The following is a 17,126-nucleotide window of genomic DNA, read 5'->3' on the forward strand; positions in this document are numbered from 1 at the left end:
GATTTAGTCTAAAAAAATTTCCAAAGGTACAGTTCCATGGGCAAAGTATACGACGGTCTTCACCGCATTAGCTTTCTGATCAATGAAGAAGGCGTGATCGAACATGTGTTCAACAAGTTCAAAACCAAAGATCACCACGAAGTCGTATTAAACTACTTAAACGAAAACGCTTAAACGCTATTGTTTTTCTACAAACAAAAAGCCCAGCAAACTGCTGGGCTTTCTTTTAACCATCGTACCTTTGGTAACAACTACTCTTGTTCGACAGGTTCGTTTTCTTCCGTGCTTGGTAATGCATGCCATACGGCTTTGACTAATGTCGCTAAAGGAATGGCGAAGAACACCCCCCAAAAACCCCACAGCCCACCAAAGACTAATACAGCCACAATGATAGCAACTGGGTGTAAGTTTACTGCCTCGGAAAACAGAACAGGAACCAACACATTACCATCCAGCGCCTGGATAATACCGTAAGCAAGCAACAACCAATAAAACGGAGGCGTTAAACCCCATTGGAACAAACCAACGATAGCAACAGGTACAGTAACAGCCGCCGCACCGATATAAGGAATCAAAACCGACAGACCAACGGCTACGGCAAGCAACGCCGAGTAACGAAGATCTAAAAGGGCAAAAGTCACGTAGCTCACACCGCCCACGATTAAAATCTCTAACACTTTACCGCGAATGTAATTTGATATCTGCTCGTTCATTTCATGCCAAACTTTATTCGCCAATTTACGGTTTTTCGGCAGAATACCGCTTGCGATTCGCAGCATTTCTTCTTTGTCTTTAAGCAAAAAGAAGATAAGGAGTGGCACTAAGATCAAATATACCGCTAGCGTTGCAATGCTAACTAATGAAGCAAGCGACCCTTTGACGACACTTTCACCCAGCCCCAGTGCTTGGTTTTTGGCGTTCGTCACCACGGTTTCTACTATTTCTAAATTGGCTAGTTCAGGATGGCGCTCTGGCAATGTGACAATAAACTTTTGTAGCCCGTTGTACATGTTCGGAATATCGTTAATTAGATTACCGACCTGAGTCCAAATCGTCGGAACCAAGCCAAACAACGCAATTAACATTAACCCGACAAAGACCAAGATCACGATAATAACCGACAAAGTGCGCGGCACGCCCATACGACACATTTTGACAACTGGCCATTCAAGTAGATAAGCCAAAACGATCGCGACAAGTAATGGCGCAATCAAGTGTCCAAAGAAGTAAATGGTGATAAAGCCAAACAGCAAGATCGCGACGAGACTTACTGCGTGAGGGTCAGAGAAACGTCGTTTATACCAACGACTAACCATTTCAAACATCTTATGCGGATTCCTTATTGAAGACAGTCAATGTGTAGTGCTCTGATGTAGATTGGCAATCAACCGAGTACCCTTGGGCACTAAGATAGTTCACAATGTCTCGTTTAGAGCTGTTGTCCACTACTTGAATGACAAGTTGATGATACTGCTTTGCTTCTCCTTGAAAGACCTCAGCAGCATGACGCTTTGCAAGTAACAGTGCCATAGGACAACGTTGCTCACGCAAATCAAGTAACATGGATTCCATTGTATTGCTCTGCACTTATGATAGGGTTGTATTGTAACGGCTTTTTGAGCTGGTGCTAGCACTTCTGACATGATTTAACCACATGCTGAAATAGCTCGGATGTAAAATAATTTACGAAACCAATTCATTTATTTCCGGTCTTACTGTTAGCTTATATCCTCACGGATAACCAAAACGTATGTGGCGCTGTTAATAGGCTCTCGACCTGTAACCACATGCTTATGTATTTTGGAGAACCTTTTAAACGTATGTTAAAACGCACTCGCTCGCTAGTTTGCTTATGTCTTGCTGCTGCCATCAGTTCGCCGACAACTTATGCCAATAGCATTGACTTGCCAGACATTGGCACAGCTGCTGGTGGCACGCTTTCAATAGACCAAGAGTTGATTTATGGCGACGCCTATATGCGTATGCTCAGAGCCAGTAAACCTATCGTTAATGACCCTGTCATCAATGAATATATTGACTCTCTTGGGCACAAATTAGTGGCCAATGCGAATGATGTAAAAACGCCGTTCCACTTCTTTATGATTCGCGACCGTAATATCAACGCGTTCGCATTTTTTGGTGGCTATGTAGCGCTGCATTCTGGGTTGTTTCTTCATGCTCGTTCAGAAAGTGAGCTGGCCTCTGTTGTCGCTCACGAGATAGCGCACGTCACACAACGTCATCTTGCTCGGAGTATGGAAGAACAAGCACGCCGCTCTCCGGCCACATTAGCCGCACTTGCGGGGGCACTACTGCTTTCAATTGCCTCACCCGAAGCGGGGATGGCTGCAATTACAGCAGCAACCGCGGGCAACATGCAAAGTCAAATCAACTACACTCGTGCAAACGAAAAAGAAGCGGATCGCTTTGGTATTTCGACACTAGCAAAAGCCGGTTTTGATGTTCAAGCAATGCCAAGGTTTTTTGGCCGTCTTGCTGATGAGTATCGTTATGCGAGTAAACCGCCACCAATGCTCCTGACTCACCCTCTGCCTGAAGATCGAATTACCGATAGCCGTGCGCGAGCAAGAACCTATCCTCCAATGCGTGTTGTGCCTTCAATAGACTATCATCTAGCTCGCGCGCGCATTGTGGCTCGTTACGCTGGCATTGATGGACAAGCCGCCCTGAGCTGGTTTGAGCGAACTCAAAAGAAAGCCTCTGCGGACATTACACCTGCTTTTGATTATGGTCGAGCACTCGTGCATTTAGACAATAAACGCCTATCTCAAGCGGAACCAATTTTGAAAAAGTTACTGGAACAAGACCCAAGTAACCCGTTTTACTTGGACGCTATGACGGATTTATATATCGAGAAGAAGCAGCCAGAAAAAGCGACCGAGATGCTCCGTAAAGCGTTATCTCGTAACCCTCAAAATAAAGTATTAACCATTAACTACGCCAATGCGCTACTTGAGGACAATAAAAACGATCAAGCCACGCGAGTTCTTCAAAGATACACTCATGACTATCCTGAAGATACAAATGGCTGGCACCTAATATCGAAGAGCTACCACGCGCTAGGGCGTAGCGATGAAGAATTGGCTGCTCGAGCGGAAATTTTGGCATTGCGAGCAAATTGGAATAAAGCGATTCAATATTATAGTGAAGCAAGTAAAATGGCCAAGTTGGGCAGCTTAGAGCAAGCGCGATACGATGCCCGTATCGACCAACTCATGATCCAAAGAGATCGATTCATGGCATTACAATAACGAAATGGAGAAAACCATGTCAGTCGTGATTTATCACAACCCTCGTTGCTCAAAGAGCCGTCAAACACTTGAACTGCTTGAGCAAAATGGTGTTACACCGGAAGTCGTCAAATACCTAGACACACCACTTAACGTGGATGAACTAAAAGCGCTGTACGCCCAGCTTGGCTTTTCATCTGTACGTGAAATGATGCGCACTAAAGAAACTGAATATAAAGAGCTTGGCTTAGGCGAAGACTCCGTCAGCGATGAGCAATTATTCGAAGCAATGGCGAAAAATCCAAAGTTGTTTGAGCGTCCGGTAGTCGTTGCCAACGGCAAAGCAAAAATTGGTCGCCCACCAGAGCAAGTGTTGGATATTTTATAAATGGATTGCCAGATCCTTATTTTGTATTTCAGCCGTCATGGCTCGACAAAACAACTGGCAAGACAAATAGCAAGAGGAGTCGAATCGACTCCTCAATGCCAAGCAATTTTGCGTACAGTTGAAGAATTGTCACCTCACTCACACTCCCCTTCTGATCCAATTGTTACTCTAGAGGAACTGAAAACGTGCGACGGTCTAGCGTTTGGCAGTCCCGTCTGGTTTGGCAACATGGCTGCGCCTTTAAAGCACTTCTGGGATCAGACTACATCTTTATGGGTCAGTGGTGACTTAATCGATAAGCCTGCTTGTGTCTTTACCTCTTCGTCCTCGATGCATGGTGGTCAAGAAACAACGTTACAAAGCATGATGACCCCTTTATTGCATCACGGGATGATGGTTTTGGGCATTCCTTATTCCGAGCCAGAGTTACACACTACGCAGTCCGGAGGCACTCCGTATGGCGCCAGCAGTGTAGGCCATGAGGCAACCCTAAGCAGTGAAGAGATTCGCCTGGCACAACAATTAGGCAAAAGGCTGGCAACTGCAGCGTTAAAACTAAAAGTCTGTTAGTAAAATCAAGGATAGTTAATCGATGTCTGACTCTTTAGACCAAACACCACTCGGTACACAGGCTAAAACCTATCGTTACCTGGCTTTATTTGGCAACTTAGCCTTATTAGCCTGGGTCGCTATTTGGCAGCTTGCGTTATCCCCTCACCCTCACCTCAGCAGCACAACACTTGCTATTGCTTGGTGTATTCCGCTACTACTTCCGTTACCTGGTATTTTAGCTGGTAAGCCTTACACTCATGCTTGGGCTAACTTTGTTCTTATGCTGTATTTCTTGCATGCGCTGACCATCCTTTATGTGGATGGGGGTGAACGCTGGCTTGCGGCAGTGGAACTGATACTGACTTCACTCGGTTTCGCTGGCAATATTTTGTTTGCTAGAGCGAGAGGCAAAGAGCTAGGTCTTAAGTTGAAACGCCTCTCTCAAGTAGAAAAAGAAGAAAAAGCGAAATTCAATAAATAACGCCAATTGCAGTCAATCACTGATCATTGGTTCGAATACGAATTTAGAAAACAAAAAGAGTCGCTATTGCGACTCTTTTTTATGCTTACCACATTGGTCTTTGATCCTTGCGTTTCACGCCTGGAACGCTACGAAGGCGATTACGATGCCGAGCGCCACTCGTAGATCAAGTCATACTGTTCTCGGACAGGCTCCACAATCATCGGCTGAGTTGGCTGTGTTTCGTCACTTGCTTCTGCCACAACATTTACTGGTACTTCAGGCTGCGCTTCTTTTGGCGTCGCGGCGTCTTTTGCTTCATTACTCTGAACCAATGGCTCTTCTTCTTGAGTTGAAGCTGGGGCATCAACTTCACCTAAAGGATCTTCAAAAACCATTAATTGAGAAATAGAAGAAGCTTCTTTCTCAAAAGCTTGTTGTGATGCCAAAAGGTGGATGTTGAGCGTTAACTCGTCCCCTTGAACACGCTTAATCTCTGTACCCGCAACCGAATTAAGTTGTTTTAACGCATTCTCTAAACGGAAGAAGTCCGTGGCAGAGGTTACATTAAGGACTTTCACTGCTAGCGCTTTTGAAGACTTTCCTGAAACCACAACTGCACTCTTACTTGCATAGTAGTCTGCGATGCCATCCACCATTTCTGCAATAGCATTAGCACCTGATGCAGACCCGCTGCGCGGAGAACGTTGCGCTTCTACAATTCTCGTTGGCGACTGGTCGTAGAGTGTCCAACGAATTTGTTCACCTTGAGCTCGTACAACCAAAACGGCGTCAGCTGGGTAGCGCTGGCTGGCTTGACCAATTGGCTCAATAAAGCCGCCCCAAAGATCAGAGACATTAACACCGGTTACATCATCAAAATCCCCAACCGGGATAGTGATTGGTAGGCCTCTTAGTTTCGCTGCGCTACGAAGTGCTGCAACATTTGAAGATTCAGAATGTTCCCACGCAATGTTACGATCGTAACCCTGTTCTTCAACCATCCAAACTAAAATATTGGCACGATTTGGCGACCAAGATGGCAATTGTGCTTGTGTTAAAAGAGAGCTGATTTGGTCGTTGTTAAACAACATTTTTAAGCTCGCTTTTCCATCAACCTGTCCATAGCTCAGTTGAGAAATGTAACGCGCACTTGAGCTAAGTGCCTTTTTAATCACTGGATTGCTTAAAGAGGATTGAGAACCGGTCGCTCGAATAATCACATCCTGCATACCTTGTTGACGAGCCAAAGACTCACCGTCGTTCTGCTCACTGTCGATAACCACTTCGGCACGATAGATATCCACCTGAGTTAATGCATATACTGGTAGGGACAACCAACCTATCAGTAAGAGAGCTAAATAGCGCATAGTTTTTATAATCCTCTGAACAAGAACCCGAATAATAAGCAACTATCAAATCTTGAGCAAGGTAAGTACTGAGTAAATTGTCTGTATTATGACCAGCTTTGTTAACTCGGGCCTCAACCAGCGCTTCAGTGCTATTTTTTATAATAAACTCATTGCTTATTAAGCTATCTCAACAAGTTAGGCTGTCCATTTTTCATCTTCACGCAAGACACGTAAAAGAGGACAATTTGCAAGCAAGCAACTCTCAAAAGTGCTATTTATGGGAAAAATTCAATCGAAAGTTTGATCTATGCAACATTGCAAACGATTGCAGGATGATAGTATTCGCCGGATTTGTCTGCGTATCTTGAAAATAGGGAATTATTATGAAAAACGCGTTACAAGGCGCTCAAATGCTCTTTGTCGCTTTTGGTGCTTTGGTGCTTGTGCCGCTCCTAACTGGCCTTGATCCAAACGTAGCCCTCTTTGGTGCCGGTGTCGGTACTCTCCTCTTCCAGTTAATGACTAAACGTTCTGTTCCCATCTTCCTTGCCTCTTCTTTTGCGTTTATTGCTCCTATTATGTTCGGTATCCAAACTTGGGGTATCGGTGCAACGATGGGCGGCTTGATGGCAGCGGGCTTAGTTTATGTGGCTCTAGGGGCTATGATCAAAGTGCGCGGTGTTGGATTTATCCATAAAATTCTCCCGCCCGTTGTCGTTGGCCCTGTGATCATGGTTATCGGCCTTGGCCTTGCCCCAACAGCAGTGAACATGGCGGTAGGTAAAACTGGTGATGGAGCTGCACAGCTAGTTAATGGTGATGCTGCGATCATTATCTCGGCGGTCTCACTGCTCACAACCATTGTACTCAGCGTTTTTGCAAAAGGCTTTTTGAAGCTCGTTCCTATTGTTGGTGGTATTCTTGCTGGTTACTCTGTTTCTCTATTCTACGGGGTGGTTGATTTCACTCCTGTAGAGCAAGCGGCTTGGCTAGCCATGCCAAACTTCACCGCGCCAGAGTTCAATATCAACGCAATTTTGTTCATGATTCCTGTCGCTATCGCACCTGCGGTTGAGCACGTAGGTGACATGCTTGCTATCTCAAACGTTACAGGTAAAAACTACCTGAAAAAACCAGGCCTTCACCGCACAATCGCAGGTGACGGGGTGGCAACTATCGCAGCTTCGATGGTGGGTGCTCCACCAAACACCACTTACAGTGAAGTAACAGGAGCGGTAATGCTAACCAAAGCATTTAACCCTGTGATCATGACTTGGGCAGCAATCACCGCAATCGTACTTGCATTGGTAGGTAAGCTAGGTGCGGTTCTTCAAACGATTCCAGTTCCTGTTATGGGCGGCATCATGATTCTGCTGTTCGGCTCCATCGCAACGGTAGGCCTCAACACACTGATCAAGAATAACGTTGATTTACATAAGTCTCGTAACCTAGTGATTGTTGCCGTAACACTTGTGTTTGGCATTGGTGGTATGGCTTTCGGTATTGGTGAGTTCAGTCTACAAGGTGTGAGCCTATGCGGTATCGTGGCAATTATTCTTAACCTTGTGCTACCAAACGATTTAGGTGAAAACCACGTTGTGGATAACGCACAAATGGAAGAAGAAAGCGCGAAATAGTTCGTTTGCGCCGCTTTATTAGTTGGCGTGTCTTACTCTTCTCCTCTTGTAGATACAAAAAAGGCTTGGTTTTCACCAAGCCTTTTTCTGTTCAGTCATAGTAATACATCAAAGAATTACTTAGTACCGAAGATCTTATCACCTGCATCGCCTAGACCCGGAACGATGTAGCCTTTGTCATTAAGCTTCTCATCGATTGCCGCAGTGTATAGCTCAACATCTGGGTGTGCTTTTTCTAGCGCTTCAATACCTTCTGGTGCAGCAACAAGTACTAGCACTTTGATTTGGTTACAACCTTTCTCTTTTAGGAGATCGATCGTAGCAATCATAGAACCACCTGTTGCAAGCATTGGGTCAACAACAAGCGCAATACGCTCCTCGATGTTTGAAGCAAGCTTGTTGAAGTAAGGAACTGGCTCAAGCGTTTCTTCATCACGGTAAATACCCACAACACTGATACGTGCGCTTGGCATGTGCTCAAGAACTCCATCCATCATGCCTAGACCTGCACGTAGGATTGGCACTACGGTTACTTTTTTACCTTTAATCTGGTCTACTTCTACCGGACCGTTCCAACCATCAATGGTCACTTTTTCTGTTTCAAAGTCTGACGTTGCTTCGTAAGTAAGTAGGCTACCGACCTCAGTCGCTAACTCACGAAAACGTTTTGTGCTGATGTCACCTTCTCTCATTAGACCAATTTTATGTTTTACTAGAGGGTGCTTTACTTCAACAACTTTCATGTCCATCTCCGGCTATAGTTGGCAATATTTAAACAAACCTTCAGATTATACATGATTTTCACAGGGATATCAGGATAAATCACTAAAGAAAAAAACAGACGCAAACGTTTGCTATCTATGTTTAAGCACTGTTAGAATAGCGCCGTTTTCATATCCAACTTAATACCGAGGACTTCCCTGTGAGTGGTAACAACTCTTCTCTTAGCTATAAAGACGCTGGTGTAGATATTGATGCAGGCAACGCGCTTGTGGATCGTATTAAGGGTGCGGTAAAACGCACTCGTCGCCCTGAAGTTATGGGTGGTATCGGTGGTTTTGGCGCGCTATGCGAATTGCCAACTAAATACAAACAACCTGTACTGGTTTCTGGTACTGATGGCGTTGGCACAAAACTTCGCCTAGCACTGGATATGAACAAGCACGACACGATTGGCATCGACCTAGTGGCAATGTGTGTAAATGATCTTATCGTGCAAGGCGCAGAGCCACTGTTTTTCCTAGATTACTACGCAACAGGCAAACTAGACGTTGATACCGCAGCGGATGTTGTTTCAGGTATCGCAGAAGGGTGTGTTCAAGCAGGTTGTGCCCTAATTGGTGGCGAAACTGCGGAGATGCCGGGCATGTATGAAGGCGAAGACTACGACGTAGCTGGTTTCTGTGTTGGCGTAGTAGAAAAAGAAGACGTGATTGACGGCACGAAAGTCGCTGCTGGTGATGCACTTATCGCTGTTGGCTCAAGCGGCCCACACTCAAACGGTTACTCCCTTATCCGTAAGATCCTAGAAGTATCTGGTGCAGATAAGAGCGAAGAGCTAGCAGGCCGCACTATTGGTGAGCACCTACTAGAACCAACAAAAATTTACATCAAGTCAGCACTTAAGATGATTGAGAAACACGACATCCATGCGATTTCTCATATCACTGGTGGTGGTTTCTGGGAAAACATCCCACGCGTACTGCCTGAAGGCACGAAAGCAGTTATCGATGGTAACAGTTGGGAATGGCCAGTTATCTTCAAGTGGCTACAAGAGAAAGGCAACGTCGACACACACGAAATGTACCGCACATTCAACTGTGGTGTAGGTCTAATCGTCGCACTACCGAAAGACCAGGCAGACGCAGCAGTTGCTCTTCTTAAAGAAGAAGGCGAAAACGCGTGGGTGATTGGTCAAATCGCACAAGCAGACGCGAACGAAGAGCAAGTTGAAATCCAATAATTTGCAAATCGAGCTCAAAAGATAAGAAGAATGAGGACACTAGATGACTAGGTCCTCATTTTGCTATCTAGAACACTAAAAACCATTCTATTAGTAGGTAGTTTAGAAGCTACATAACTCCAACCTACAATACCAAGGCGCTCTCGACATCATGAAAAACCATACCCTAAAAAACTTTGTGGTCCTCATCTCGGGTAACGGAAGTAACCTGCAAGCTATCTTGGAAGCTTGCGAAGACAGCATGCCAAACGCACGAGTGGCAGCCGTGTTCTCTAACAAAGCAGATGCTTTTGGTTTAGAACGTGCAAAAAAGTTTGATGTAGACGGTCACTTTGTCGACCCTAAAGCATTCAGCTCGCGTGAAAGCTTTGATGCAGAGCTAATGAGTCAAATAGATGAATACCAACCAGACGTGATTATTCTTGCTGGTTACATGCGCATTCTGAGCAGCGCATTTGTTTCTCATTACATGGGTAAGATGATCAATATCCACCCTTCTCTTCTACCAAAATATCCTGGGCTACACACACACCAGAGAGCAATTGATGCTGGCGATAAAGAACATGGTACGAGTGTGCACTTTGTAACGGAAGAGCTTGATGGTGGCCCTGTCATACTGCAAGCAAAAGTTCCTGTGTTCGAAGACGATGATGCTAGTGTACTTGCAGCACGTGTTCAGGCGCAGGAGCACCGAATCTACCCTATGGTGGCTAAGTGGCTGGTAGACGAGCGGTTGATCATGAAGGATGGTAAAGCCTATTTAGATGGCGCAGAGCTTGGCGTACATGGGTACGCCTCAGATGAGTAGCCCTGAATAATAAACTCCAAGCACAAAAGAGCAGCCTGAGGGCTGCTCTTGGTTGTTTTAATACTTATAAACTTGATTCAAGAAAACCATGGTGAGACTAGAAACCTAAAACCCAACATTCTAAAAAATCCCATAACCACTTGAGTAACATAACACTCGGAAAGTAGATTCTGAATCTGGTTCGTTCTTCACCGTTCAGACTGACGAGGTGTTTTATGAGAAATTTCTATCAGTTACGTCTTTACAGCAAGCCTTAGCGAGACTAGGACTCTACTACCAGCACTCTAGAAAGTAAGAATGCTCATCCGTATCCGCCCTCGGCTTAAAACGCATAAAAATAAAGCTCGCGATTAAGCGAGCTTTATTTTTATATTCAGAGTAAGAGACCATCACTCTAACGGTTCGGTTGGCGCTTGATTGCCCGGCTTAGCCGCCGAAAACGGCACATTTACCAGTTCAGAGGCATTATTTTTGACTAGTTCACCTAGGTGAAACAAGCCGTATTCGCCAGGTTTCATACGCTGCCAAGCTTCGTTGCCCGTCAAAGGTTGAGTTGCGATCACAGAAACGATGTCATGTGGCGTGGTTTCTTCTTGGAAGTTAATTTCCACATCTTCATCAAGCAAAGCAGCTTTTCCAAACGGTGCGCGTCTTGTGATCCAATACAAATGATTGGTGCAATACGTCATTACATACTCACCATCACTCAGAAGCATGTTAAATACACCCTTCTCTCTTAGCTCATCACAACATTTAGCAACATATAAGAATACCGACTCCATATCCTTTGGCGGCTCAGGATATCGATCTTCCATTTGCTTCAACAACCAGCAAAATGCCAGTTCACTATCTGTTTCACCGACAGGTCGATGTCGGCCTGTATGTAAGTCTTGATAGCCAGAGAGCTGACCGTTATGCGCAAACGTCCAATACCTACCCCACAGCTCACGTGTAAAGGGATGAGTATTTTCTAAATTAACACCACCACGATTCGCCTGTCGGATATGACTAACGACCGCACGACTTTTGATGGGATAATTTTGTACCAACTCTGCTATTTTAGACTCACAACTTGGCTTGGGATCTTTGAAGGTTCGAAAGCCCTTCCCTTCGTAGAAGGTGATCCCCCATCCGTCACGGTGTGGGCCGGTTCGACCTCCACGCTGCATGAGCCCAGTAAAACTGAAACAAATATCCGTTGGAACATTAGCGCTCATACCGAGCAATTCACACATGGTTTAAAAAACTCCCTAACAACACAGCTCGAAACGGTGGCCGTAAACGATTATTCCATCTCTTTTTCGATCAACTGAATGATGATATGAATAATCTTAATATGAATTTCCTGAATGCGGTCTGCATAACCAAAGTGTGGCACGCGGATTTCAATATCTGCAAGGCCTGCCATTTTGCCGCCATCTTTACCTGTTAGCGCAATCGTCTTCATGCCTTTCGCTTGTGCTGCTTCAATCGCTTTCAGGATGTTACCTGAGTTACCTGAAGTCGACAGACCAAACAGTACGTCACCTTTTCGACCAACCGCTTCTACATAACGTGAAAACACGAAGTCATAACCAAAGTCATTACTCACACAAGAAAGGTGGCTTGGATCTGAAATAGCAATACCAGCATAGCCAGGACGATTTTCTCGGTAACGGCCTGTTAGCTCTTCGGCAAAGTGCATTGAATCACAGTGAGAACCACCGTTACCACATGACAATACTTTACCATCTTGTTTGAATGAGTCAGCAATCATTTTCGCCGCTGCTTCGATTTGCGCAATGTTATGGTCATCGCTTAAAAATTTGTTGAGCACTTCAGCAGCTTCGTTTAATTCACTTCTAATCAGATCATGGTACATAAGACGTTCTCTTTATTATTTCGGCTTCAGTCAGCTCTTGACTCACTGAGCAAATTGTTCTGATACCAATTTGGTATCGGACATTTCATAAACCTGAACTCGGGTTTGATTACTCTGAGTTTACCCACAAACGAGAATTAGTGTCGATAGTGAACCAACAGATTTAGATTAGTGATGGTAATAAACTTGTCAACTTGCTCATGAAACCATCACTCAAATCTCAACTTTAGAATTTTAACTCTACTTAGATCACTTTTTATCCAATCTTGTGTTTTACATTTCCTTAATATTTTGATTACACTTAAACCAACTGGTTAGACCTCTTACCTAACATACAGACGTACAAAACTTATAAAGTCTGAAAAGGAAAATATATATGGACATCTTGCTCTCAATCATCACGATGGCGATCGTGCTAGGCATTACGCTCTACCACCGCATGTCTCTCGTGAAATCTATTAGCTTACTCACCGCAGCCATGCTGGCTCTTACAGCAGCTGGTACTGTCGGCGTTATTGGTTGGGCTATTTACGTTCTCGCCGCAGCTGTGCTCGCGGTTCCTGGCGTACGTCAGTCTTTAATTAGCCGCAAAGCGTTAGTGCTTTTCAAGAAAGTGCTGCCAGCTATGTCTCAAACCGAAAAAGAAGCGTTAGACGCAGGTACCGTCTGGTGGGAAGCCGAACTATTTAAAGGCAAACCAGAGTGGCAAAAGCTACACGCAATTCAAGCACCTAAGTTAAGTGCGGAAGAACAAGCCTTTTTAGACGGCCCTGTGAATGAAGTGTGCGCCATGGTGAGTGATTTCCAAGTGACCCATGAACTCGCGGACTTACCGCCAGAAGTTTGGCAATACCTGAAAGATCATAAGTTCTTCGCCATGATCATTAAGAAAAAGTACGGTGGTCTTGAGTTCTCAGCATACGCGCAATCACTAGTACTACAAAAACTAACGGGTGTTTCTGGCGTTCTATCGTCTACCGTTGGTGTTCCTAACTCTTTGGGCCCAGGTGAGCTACTGCAACACTACGGTACTGAAGATCAAAAAAATCATTACTTACCGCGTCTAGCTGAAGGTAAGGAAATCCCTTGTTTCGCCCTAACAAGTCCAGAAGCGGGTTCTGACGCTGGATCTATTCCAGATTACGGTGTGGTCTGTAAAGGCGAATGGGAAGGAAAAGAAGTACTGGGTATGCGCCTGACTTGGAACAAGCGCTACATCACCCTAGCGCCAGTCGCAACGGTACTAGGCTTAGCATTTAAACTTCGCGATCCTGAAGGTTTGCTAGGCGACAAAGAAGATCTTGGCATCACTTGTGCGCTTATCCCAACTGATGTCAAGGGTGTTGAGATTGGTAACCGACACTTCCCGCTCAATGTACCATTCCAAAATGGTCCAACGCGCGGTAAAGACATCTTTGTTCCTATCGATTTCATTATCGGTGGTGAAAAAATGGCGGGCCAAGGTTGGCGTATGCTGGTTGAGTGTCTGTCGGTTGGACGTGGTATCACGCTACCTTCAAACTCAACAGGTGGCATCAAAACTGCGGCAATGGCAACCGGTGCTTACTCACGTATTCGCCGTCAGTTCAAACAGCCGATCGGCCATATGGAAGGAGTTGAAGAACCATTAGCACGCTTGGGTGGTAATGCTTACGTGATGGATGCAGCAAGCAACTTAACCGTTGCGGGTATCGACTTAGGTGAAAAGCCATCAGTAATCTCAGCTATCGTGAAGTATCACTGTACGCACCGCGGCCAGCAAAGCATCATAGATGCAATGGACATCGTAGGCGGTAAAGGTATCTGTATGGGACCTTCTAACTTCCTAGCTCGTGGTTACCAAGGTGCGCCAATCGCAGTAACGGTTGAGGGTGCTAACATTCTAACACGCTCAATGATCATCTTTGGCCAAGGCGCAATCCGTTGCCATCCGTACGTTCTTGAAGAAATGAACGCGGCGTATTCTGAAGCAAGTAATGCTGTCGAGAAATTTGATAAAGCGCTTGCTGGTCACGTGAGCTTTACAATGAGTAACCTAGTGCGCAGTATCTGGTTTGGTTTGAGCGACGGTCTGGGCTCTTCATCACCAACCAAAGATGCAACCAAGCGTTACTACCAACAATTGAACCGCTACAGTGCAAACCTTGCTCTGCTATCGGATATCTCGATGGCAGTGCTAGGTGGCTCTTTGAAGCGTAAAGAGCGTCTATCAGCGCGTCTTGGTGACATTCTAAGCCAGCTATATTTGAGCTCTGCGACGTTGAAACGTTTTGAGCAAGATGGCCGTCCAGTCGAAGATTTACCATTAGTACACTGGGGTCTACAAGACAGTTTGAAACAAGCGGAAGTGGCAGTAGATGAATTCTTAGCAAACTTCCCGAACAAAGTAATTGGCCGTGCGCTACGCGTATTAATCATGCCATTTGGTCGCGTACGCAAAGCACCAAGCGATAAACTAGACAGTAAAGTGGCGCGCATTCTACAAACGCCAAGTGCAACGCGCTCACGCATTGGTCGCGGTCAATACCTTGAACCAACCGAGCACAACGCAGCAGGTAAGATTGAGCTTGCACTATCAGTCATTCTTCAAGCTGAACCTGTGTTTGACAAAGTATGTAAAGCGCAGGGTAAGCGTCGCCCATTCTTACGTTTGGATATGATTGCTCAGGAAGGGCTAGAGCAAGGCTTTATCACGCAAGAAGAAGCCGATCTACTCAGAGAAGCGGAACAGCATCGTCTAGATACAATCAACGTTGACGATTTTGAGCCGGAACTGCTTGCCGCAAAGCCGCTATACCCTCAGATGGATAGCGTCGCGTAACTCTAGAATCTGAGACCACAAACGGGAGTATCAGCTCCCGTTTTTTTATTGCTTCCAGAATTGGATTCATAACACCTCACACTACAAAGCCCTCCCTGCGCAATAAAATCCTCGCATTCCGCTCTTTCCCCCAATTTCCAGTGATAACTAACTCACAGACGTTCCAACTAAGCGGTGTATACTTTAAGTAACTCACTCACATATATGGTAAATCCGTTGGCTAAAATATTACTCGCACAGTGGTTCCCAGGGCTTGTTCAGCTTAAGCATTATCAAAAAGAATGGTTTGTTAACGACTTCAGAGCCGCCTTTTCTGTTGTCGCGGTTGCACTGCCAGTTGCCATAGCTTATGCACAGTTAACTGGTGTATCCGCAATTGTCGGTCTGTATTCGTGTGTACTGCCAATGTTGGTTTACGCCATGATGGGCACATCTCGGCAACTCATTGTCGGACCCGATGCAGCAACCTGTGCAGTGATCGCTGCTGTTGTGACACCACTTGCCGCAGGTGACCCCACAAAACATTGGCAGTTGGTTATGACCATGACAGCGATGACGGGGATTTGGTGTGTACTGGCAAGTCGTTTCAAGCTAGGAGTATTTGCAGATTTCCTTTCTCGCCCGATTCTTTTGGGTCTACTCAACGGTGTTGCTCTCACAATTATCGTTGGTCAGTTTGCGAAAGTAGTCGGTTTGAAATACGAGCAACGTTATTTACTGGAACGTTTATGGGAAGCTCCACAACGATTAACCGATCTTCATTGGCCTACTGTAACTCTGAGTATCGTGACAGTTGTCGTTTATTTGCTCACCAAACGCTACCGACCAACTTGGCCTGCTGCCATGCTGGCGATCCTCGTAACTACTGCGTCAGTTTGGTTTTTCCATTTACAAGAGATGGGCGTATCGGTTGTCGGACTCACTCAAGGTGGCTTCCCTCAGTTTCAAACACCGGAGTTTGAGCTAGGTGAAGTTCGTGAACTAGTGGTCCCGGCTCTCAACCTTGCGATTGTCAGTTTTGTTAGCATGATGCTCACCGCCCGCAGTTTCGCTGCTAAAAACGGTTATGATATTGATGCTAATAAAGAGTTTCAGGCGTTGGGTTTTGCCAACATTGCCTCAGCGTTTTCGCAAGGTTTCGCGATAAGCGGCGCTGACTCACGCACAGCCGTCAATGATGCAAATGGCGGTAAATCTCAATTAGTTTCGATTGTCGCTGCAATCACTATTGCCATTATTGCGGTATTTATTTACGAGCCTTTGCAGTTCATCCCTATCGCTTCACTTGGTGTTGTATTGATCATTGCGTCCCTATCGCTGCTCGATCTTAAAGCAATTTGGAAATTAAAATCTCGTGACAAAGATGCATTTTATCTGGCCATCATTACTTTTATTTCTGTGTTGATCGTGGGTGTAATACCGGGGATCACTTTGGCGGTACTGCTAGGGCTGTTTCAATTTTTACGTATTGTCATGCGGCCGAGTGATCAGCTACTTGGCCTGGATGAAAAAGGTACCATTCGGACCATCGACGACTCAGGAAAAGCATCGCCTATTCCTGGAATGGTGATTTACCGCTTTAACTCACCGCTAACTTACTTCAACGCTCCTTACTTTAAACGTAGAGTGTTAGAGCAGGCAGAGCATCACAAAGACGCAAGTTGCGTTGTCATCGACGCCGTGTCGAGCTTTACTCACTTGGATCTCAGTGTGATGGCAACACTGGCAGATATTCACAATACTTTGAAAAAGAGAGGCGTACGCTTAATCCTAGCAGGAAGGAAACGACGTCTTCGTCAATGGTGTGAGCTTACTGGTATCAGCACCAGTGAAGGAGGCATCTTACTGCGAGCTGATATGTACCTTGCCATTAAACTTAGTGGCTGTTACATCAGTGCTGTGGGTGAGGGACAAATTCCTACTGTTCAAAAAGAGCCTGATTTAGAGCAGCCACCCAAACCAATTCCAGAAGTGGCTTAAATACAAATTTAATATAGAAAACAGGAAATTAAACTCCTGTTTTCTAGTGCTTA

Annotated in this window: 15 protein-coding genes and 1 pseudogene; 10 read left to right on the plus strand and 6 right to left on the minus strand. The window is 45.3% G+C overall.

What is annotated here, in order from left to right; all coding sequences use genetic code 11:
• Positions 1-36: 36 nt before the first annotated feature.
• Positions 37-174: pseudogene (locus R7F07_RS02030) on the plus strand (thioredoxin-dependent thiol peroxidase); the annotation flags it as partial.
• A 77-nt stretch (positions 175-251) separates the two neighbouring features.
• On the opposite strand, the gene R7F07_RS02035 reads toward R7F07_RS02030, so the two are convergent.
• Both R7F07_RS02035 and R7F07_RS02040 read right to left on the minus strand, forming a co-directional pair.
• Complete coding sequence (locus tag R7F07_RS02035; protein ID WP_005389843.1) at positions 252-1,325, minus strand: AI-2E family transporter; 1,074 nt, start codon at positions 1,323-1,325, stop codon at positions 252-254.
• Position 1,326: 1 nt separating this feature from the next.
• Complete coding sequence (locus tag R7F07_RS02040) at positions 1,327-1,563, minus strand: sulfurtransferase TusA family protein (RefSeq protein WP_005380414.1); 237 nt, start codon at positions 1,561-1,563, stop codon at positions 1,327-1,329.
• Between the two features lie 257 nt (positions 1,564-1,820).
• On the opposite strand from R7F07_RS02040, the gene R7F07_RS02045 reads away from it, so the two are divergent.
• The 4 genes from R7F07_RS02045 to R7F07_RS02060 are packed head-to-tail and all read left to right on the plus strand — an operon-like array spanning position 1,821 to position 4,672.
• A complete protein-coding gene (locus R7F07_RS02045; RefSeq protein WP_005394337.1) occupies positions 1,821-3,272 on the plus strand; it encodes a tetratricopeptide repeat protein in 1,452 nt (483 codons plus the stop codon).
• Positions 3,273-3,288: 16 nt separating this feature from the next.
• Positions 3,289-3,639, plus strand: coding sequence for an arsenate reductase (glutaredoxin) (arsC, locus tag R7F07_RS02050; RefSeq protein WP_064368710.1), 351 nt, complete (start codon positions 3,289-3,291; stop codon positions 3,637-3,639).
• On the plus strand, positions 3,640-4,209 hold the full coding sequence (wrbA, locus tag R7F07_RS02055; protein WP_005380409.1) for an NAD(P)H:quinone oxidoreductase: 570 nt from the start codon (positions 3,640-3,642) through the stop codon (positions 4,207-4,209). It abuts the gene before it with no gap.
• A gap of 22 nt (positions 4,210-4,231) precedes the next feature.
• Positions 4,232-4,672, plus strand: a complete 441-nt coding sequence (locus R7F07_RS02060) for a DUF2069 domain-containing protein (RefSeq protein ID WP_005380407.1) — start codon at positions 4,232-4,234, stop codon at positions 4,670-4,672.
• Between the two features lie 140 nt (positions 4,673-4,812).
• On the opposite strand, the gene R7F07_RS02065 is transcribed toward R7F07_RS02060, so the two are convergent.
• The gene (locus R7F07_RS02065) at positions 4,813-6,021 is read right to left on the minus strand and encodes a DUF2066 domain-containing protein (RefSeq protein ID WP_158156766.1); all 1,209 of its coding nucleotides are present in this window, start codon (positions 6,019-6,021) and stop codon (positions 4,813-4,815) included.
• 365 nt (positions 6,022-6,386) lie between these two features.
• Here R7F07_RS02065 and R7F07_RS02070 point away from each other — a divergent pair, with 365 nt between their 5' ends.
• Positions 6,387-7,640 (plus strand): uracil-xanthine permease family protein, encoded by a 1,254-nt coding sequence (locus tag R7F07_RS02070; protein ID WP_005389855.1) that lies wholly within the window; start codon positions 6,387-6,389, stop codon positions 7,638-7,640.
• Between the two features lie 116 nt (positions 7,641-7,756).
• Here the strand turns inward: R7F07_RS02070 and upp are convergent, their stop codons facing one another.
• Positions 7,757-8,383, minus strand: coding sequence for a uracil phosphoribosyltransferase (gene upp, locus R7F07_RS02075; protein WP_005380401.1), 627 nt, complete (start codon positions 8,381-8,383; stop codon positions 7,757-7,759).
• A gap of 179 nt (positions 8,384-8,562) precedes the next feature.
• On the opposite strand from upp, the gene purM reads away from it, so the two are divergent.
• Entirely contained in the window at positions 8,563-9,603 is a 1,041-nt protein-coding gene (purM, locus tag R7F07_RS02080; protein WP_005389861.1) for a phosphoribosylformylglycinamidine cyclo-ligase, read from the plus strand.
• A 151-nt stretch (positions 9,604-9,754) separates the two neighbouring features.
• Entirely contained in the window at positions 9,755-10,411 is a 657-nt protein-coding gene (gene purN, locus R7F07_RS02085) for a phosphoribosylglycinamide formyltransferase (RefSeq protein WP_025768256.1), read from the plus strand.
• Between the two features lie 389 nt (positions 10,412-10,800).
• On the opposite strand, the gene R7F07_RS02090 is transcribed toward purN, so the two are convergent.
• Positions 10,801-11,646 (minus strand): class II glutamine amidotransferase, encoded by an 846-nt coding sequence (locus tag R7F07_RS02090; protein ID WP_053304068.1) that lies wholly within the window; start codon positions 11,644-11,646, stop codon positions 10,801-10,803.
• 50 nt (positions 11,647-11,696) lie between these two features.
• Positions 11,697-12,272 (minus strand): D-sedoheptulose 7-phosphate isomerase, encoded by a 576-nt coding sequence (gene lpcA, locus R7F07_RS02095; protein WP_005380392.1) that lies wholly within the window; start codon positions 12,270-12,272, stop codon positions 11,697-11,699.
• 376 nt (positions 12,273-12,648) lie between these two features.
• On the opposite strand from lpcA, the gene fadE reads away from it, so the two are divergent.
• A complete protein-coding gene (gene fadE / locus R7F07_RS02100) occupies positions 12,649-15,093 on the plus strand; it encodes an acyl-CoA dehydrogenase FadE (protein WP_064368712.1) in 2,445 nt (814 codons plus the stop codon).
• Between the two features lie 204 nt (positions 15,094-15,297).
• A complete protein-coding gene (locus tag R7F07_RS02105; protein WP_005380390.1) occupies positions 15,298-17,073 on the plus strand; it encodes a SulP family inorganic anion transporter in 1,776 nt (591 codons plus the stop codon).
• Positions 17,074-17,126: the final 53 nt, after the last annotated feature.

The organism is Vibrio sp. YT-16, assembly GCF_033337405.1.
GTDB classification, from domain to species: Bacteria; Pseudomonadota; Gammaproteobacteria; order Enterobacterales; family Vibrionaceae; genus Vibrio; species Vibrio alginolyticus.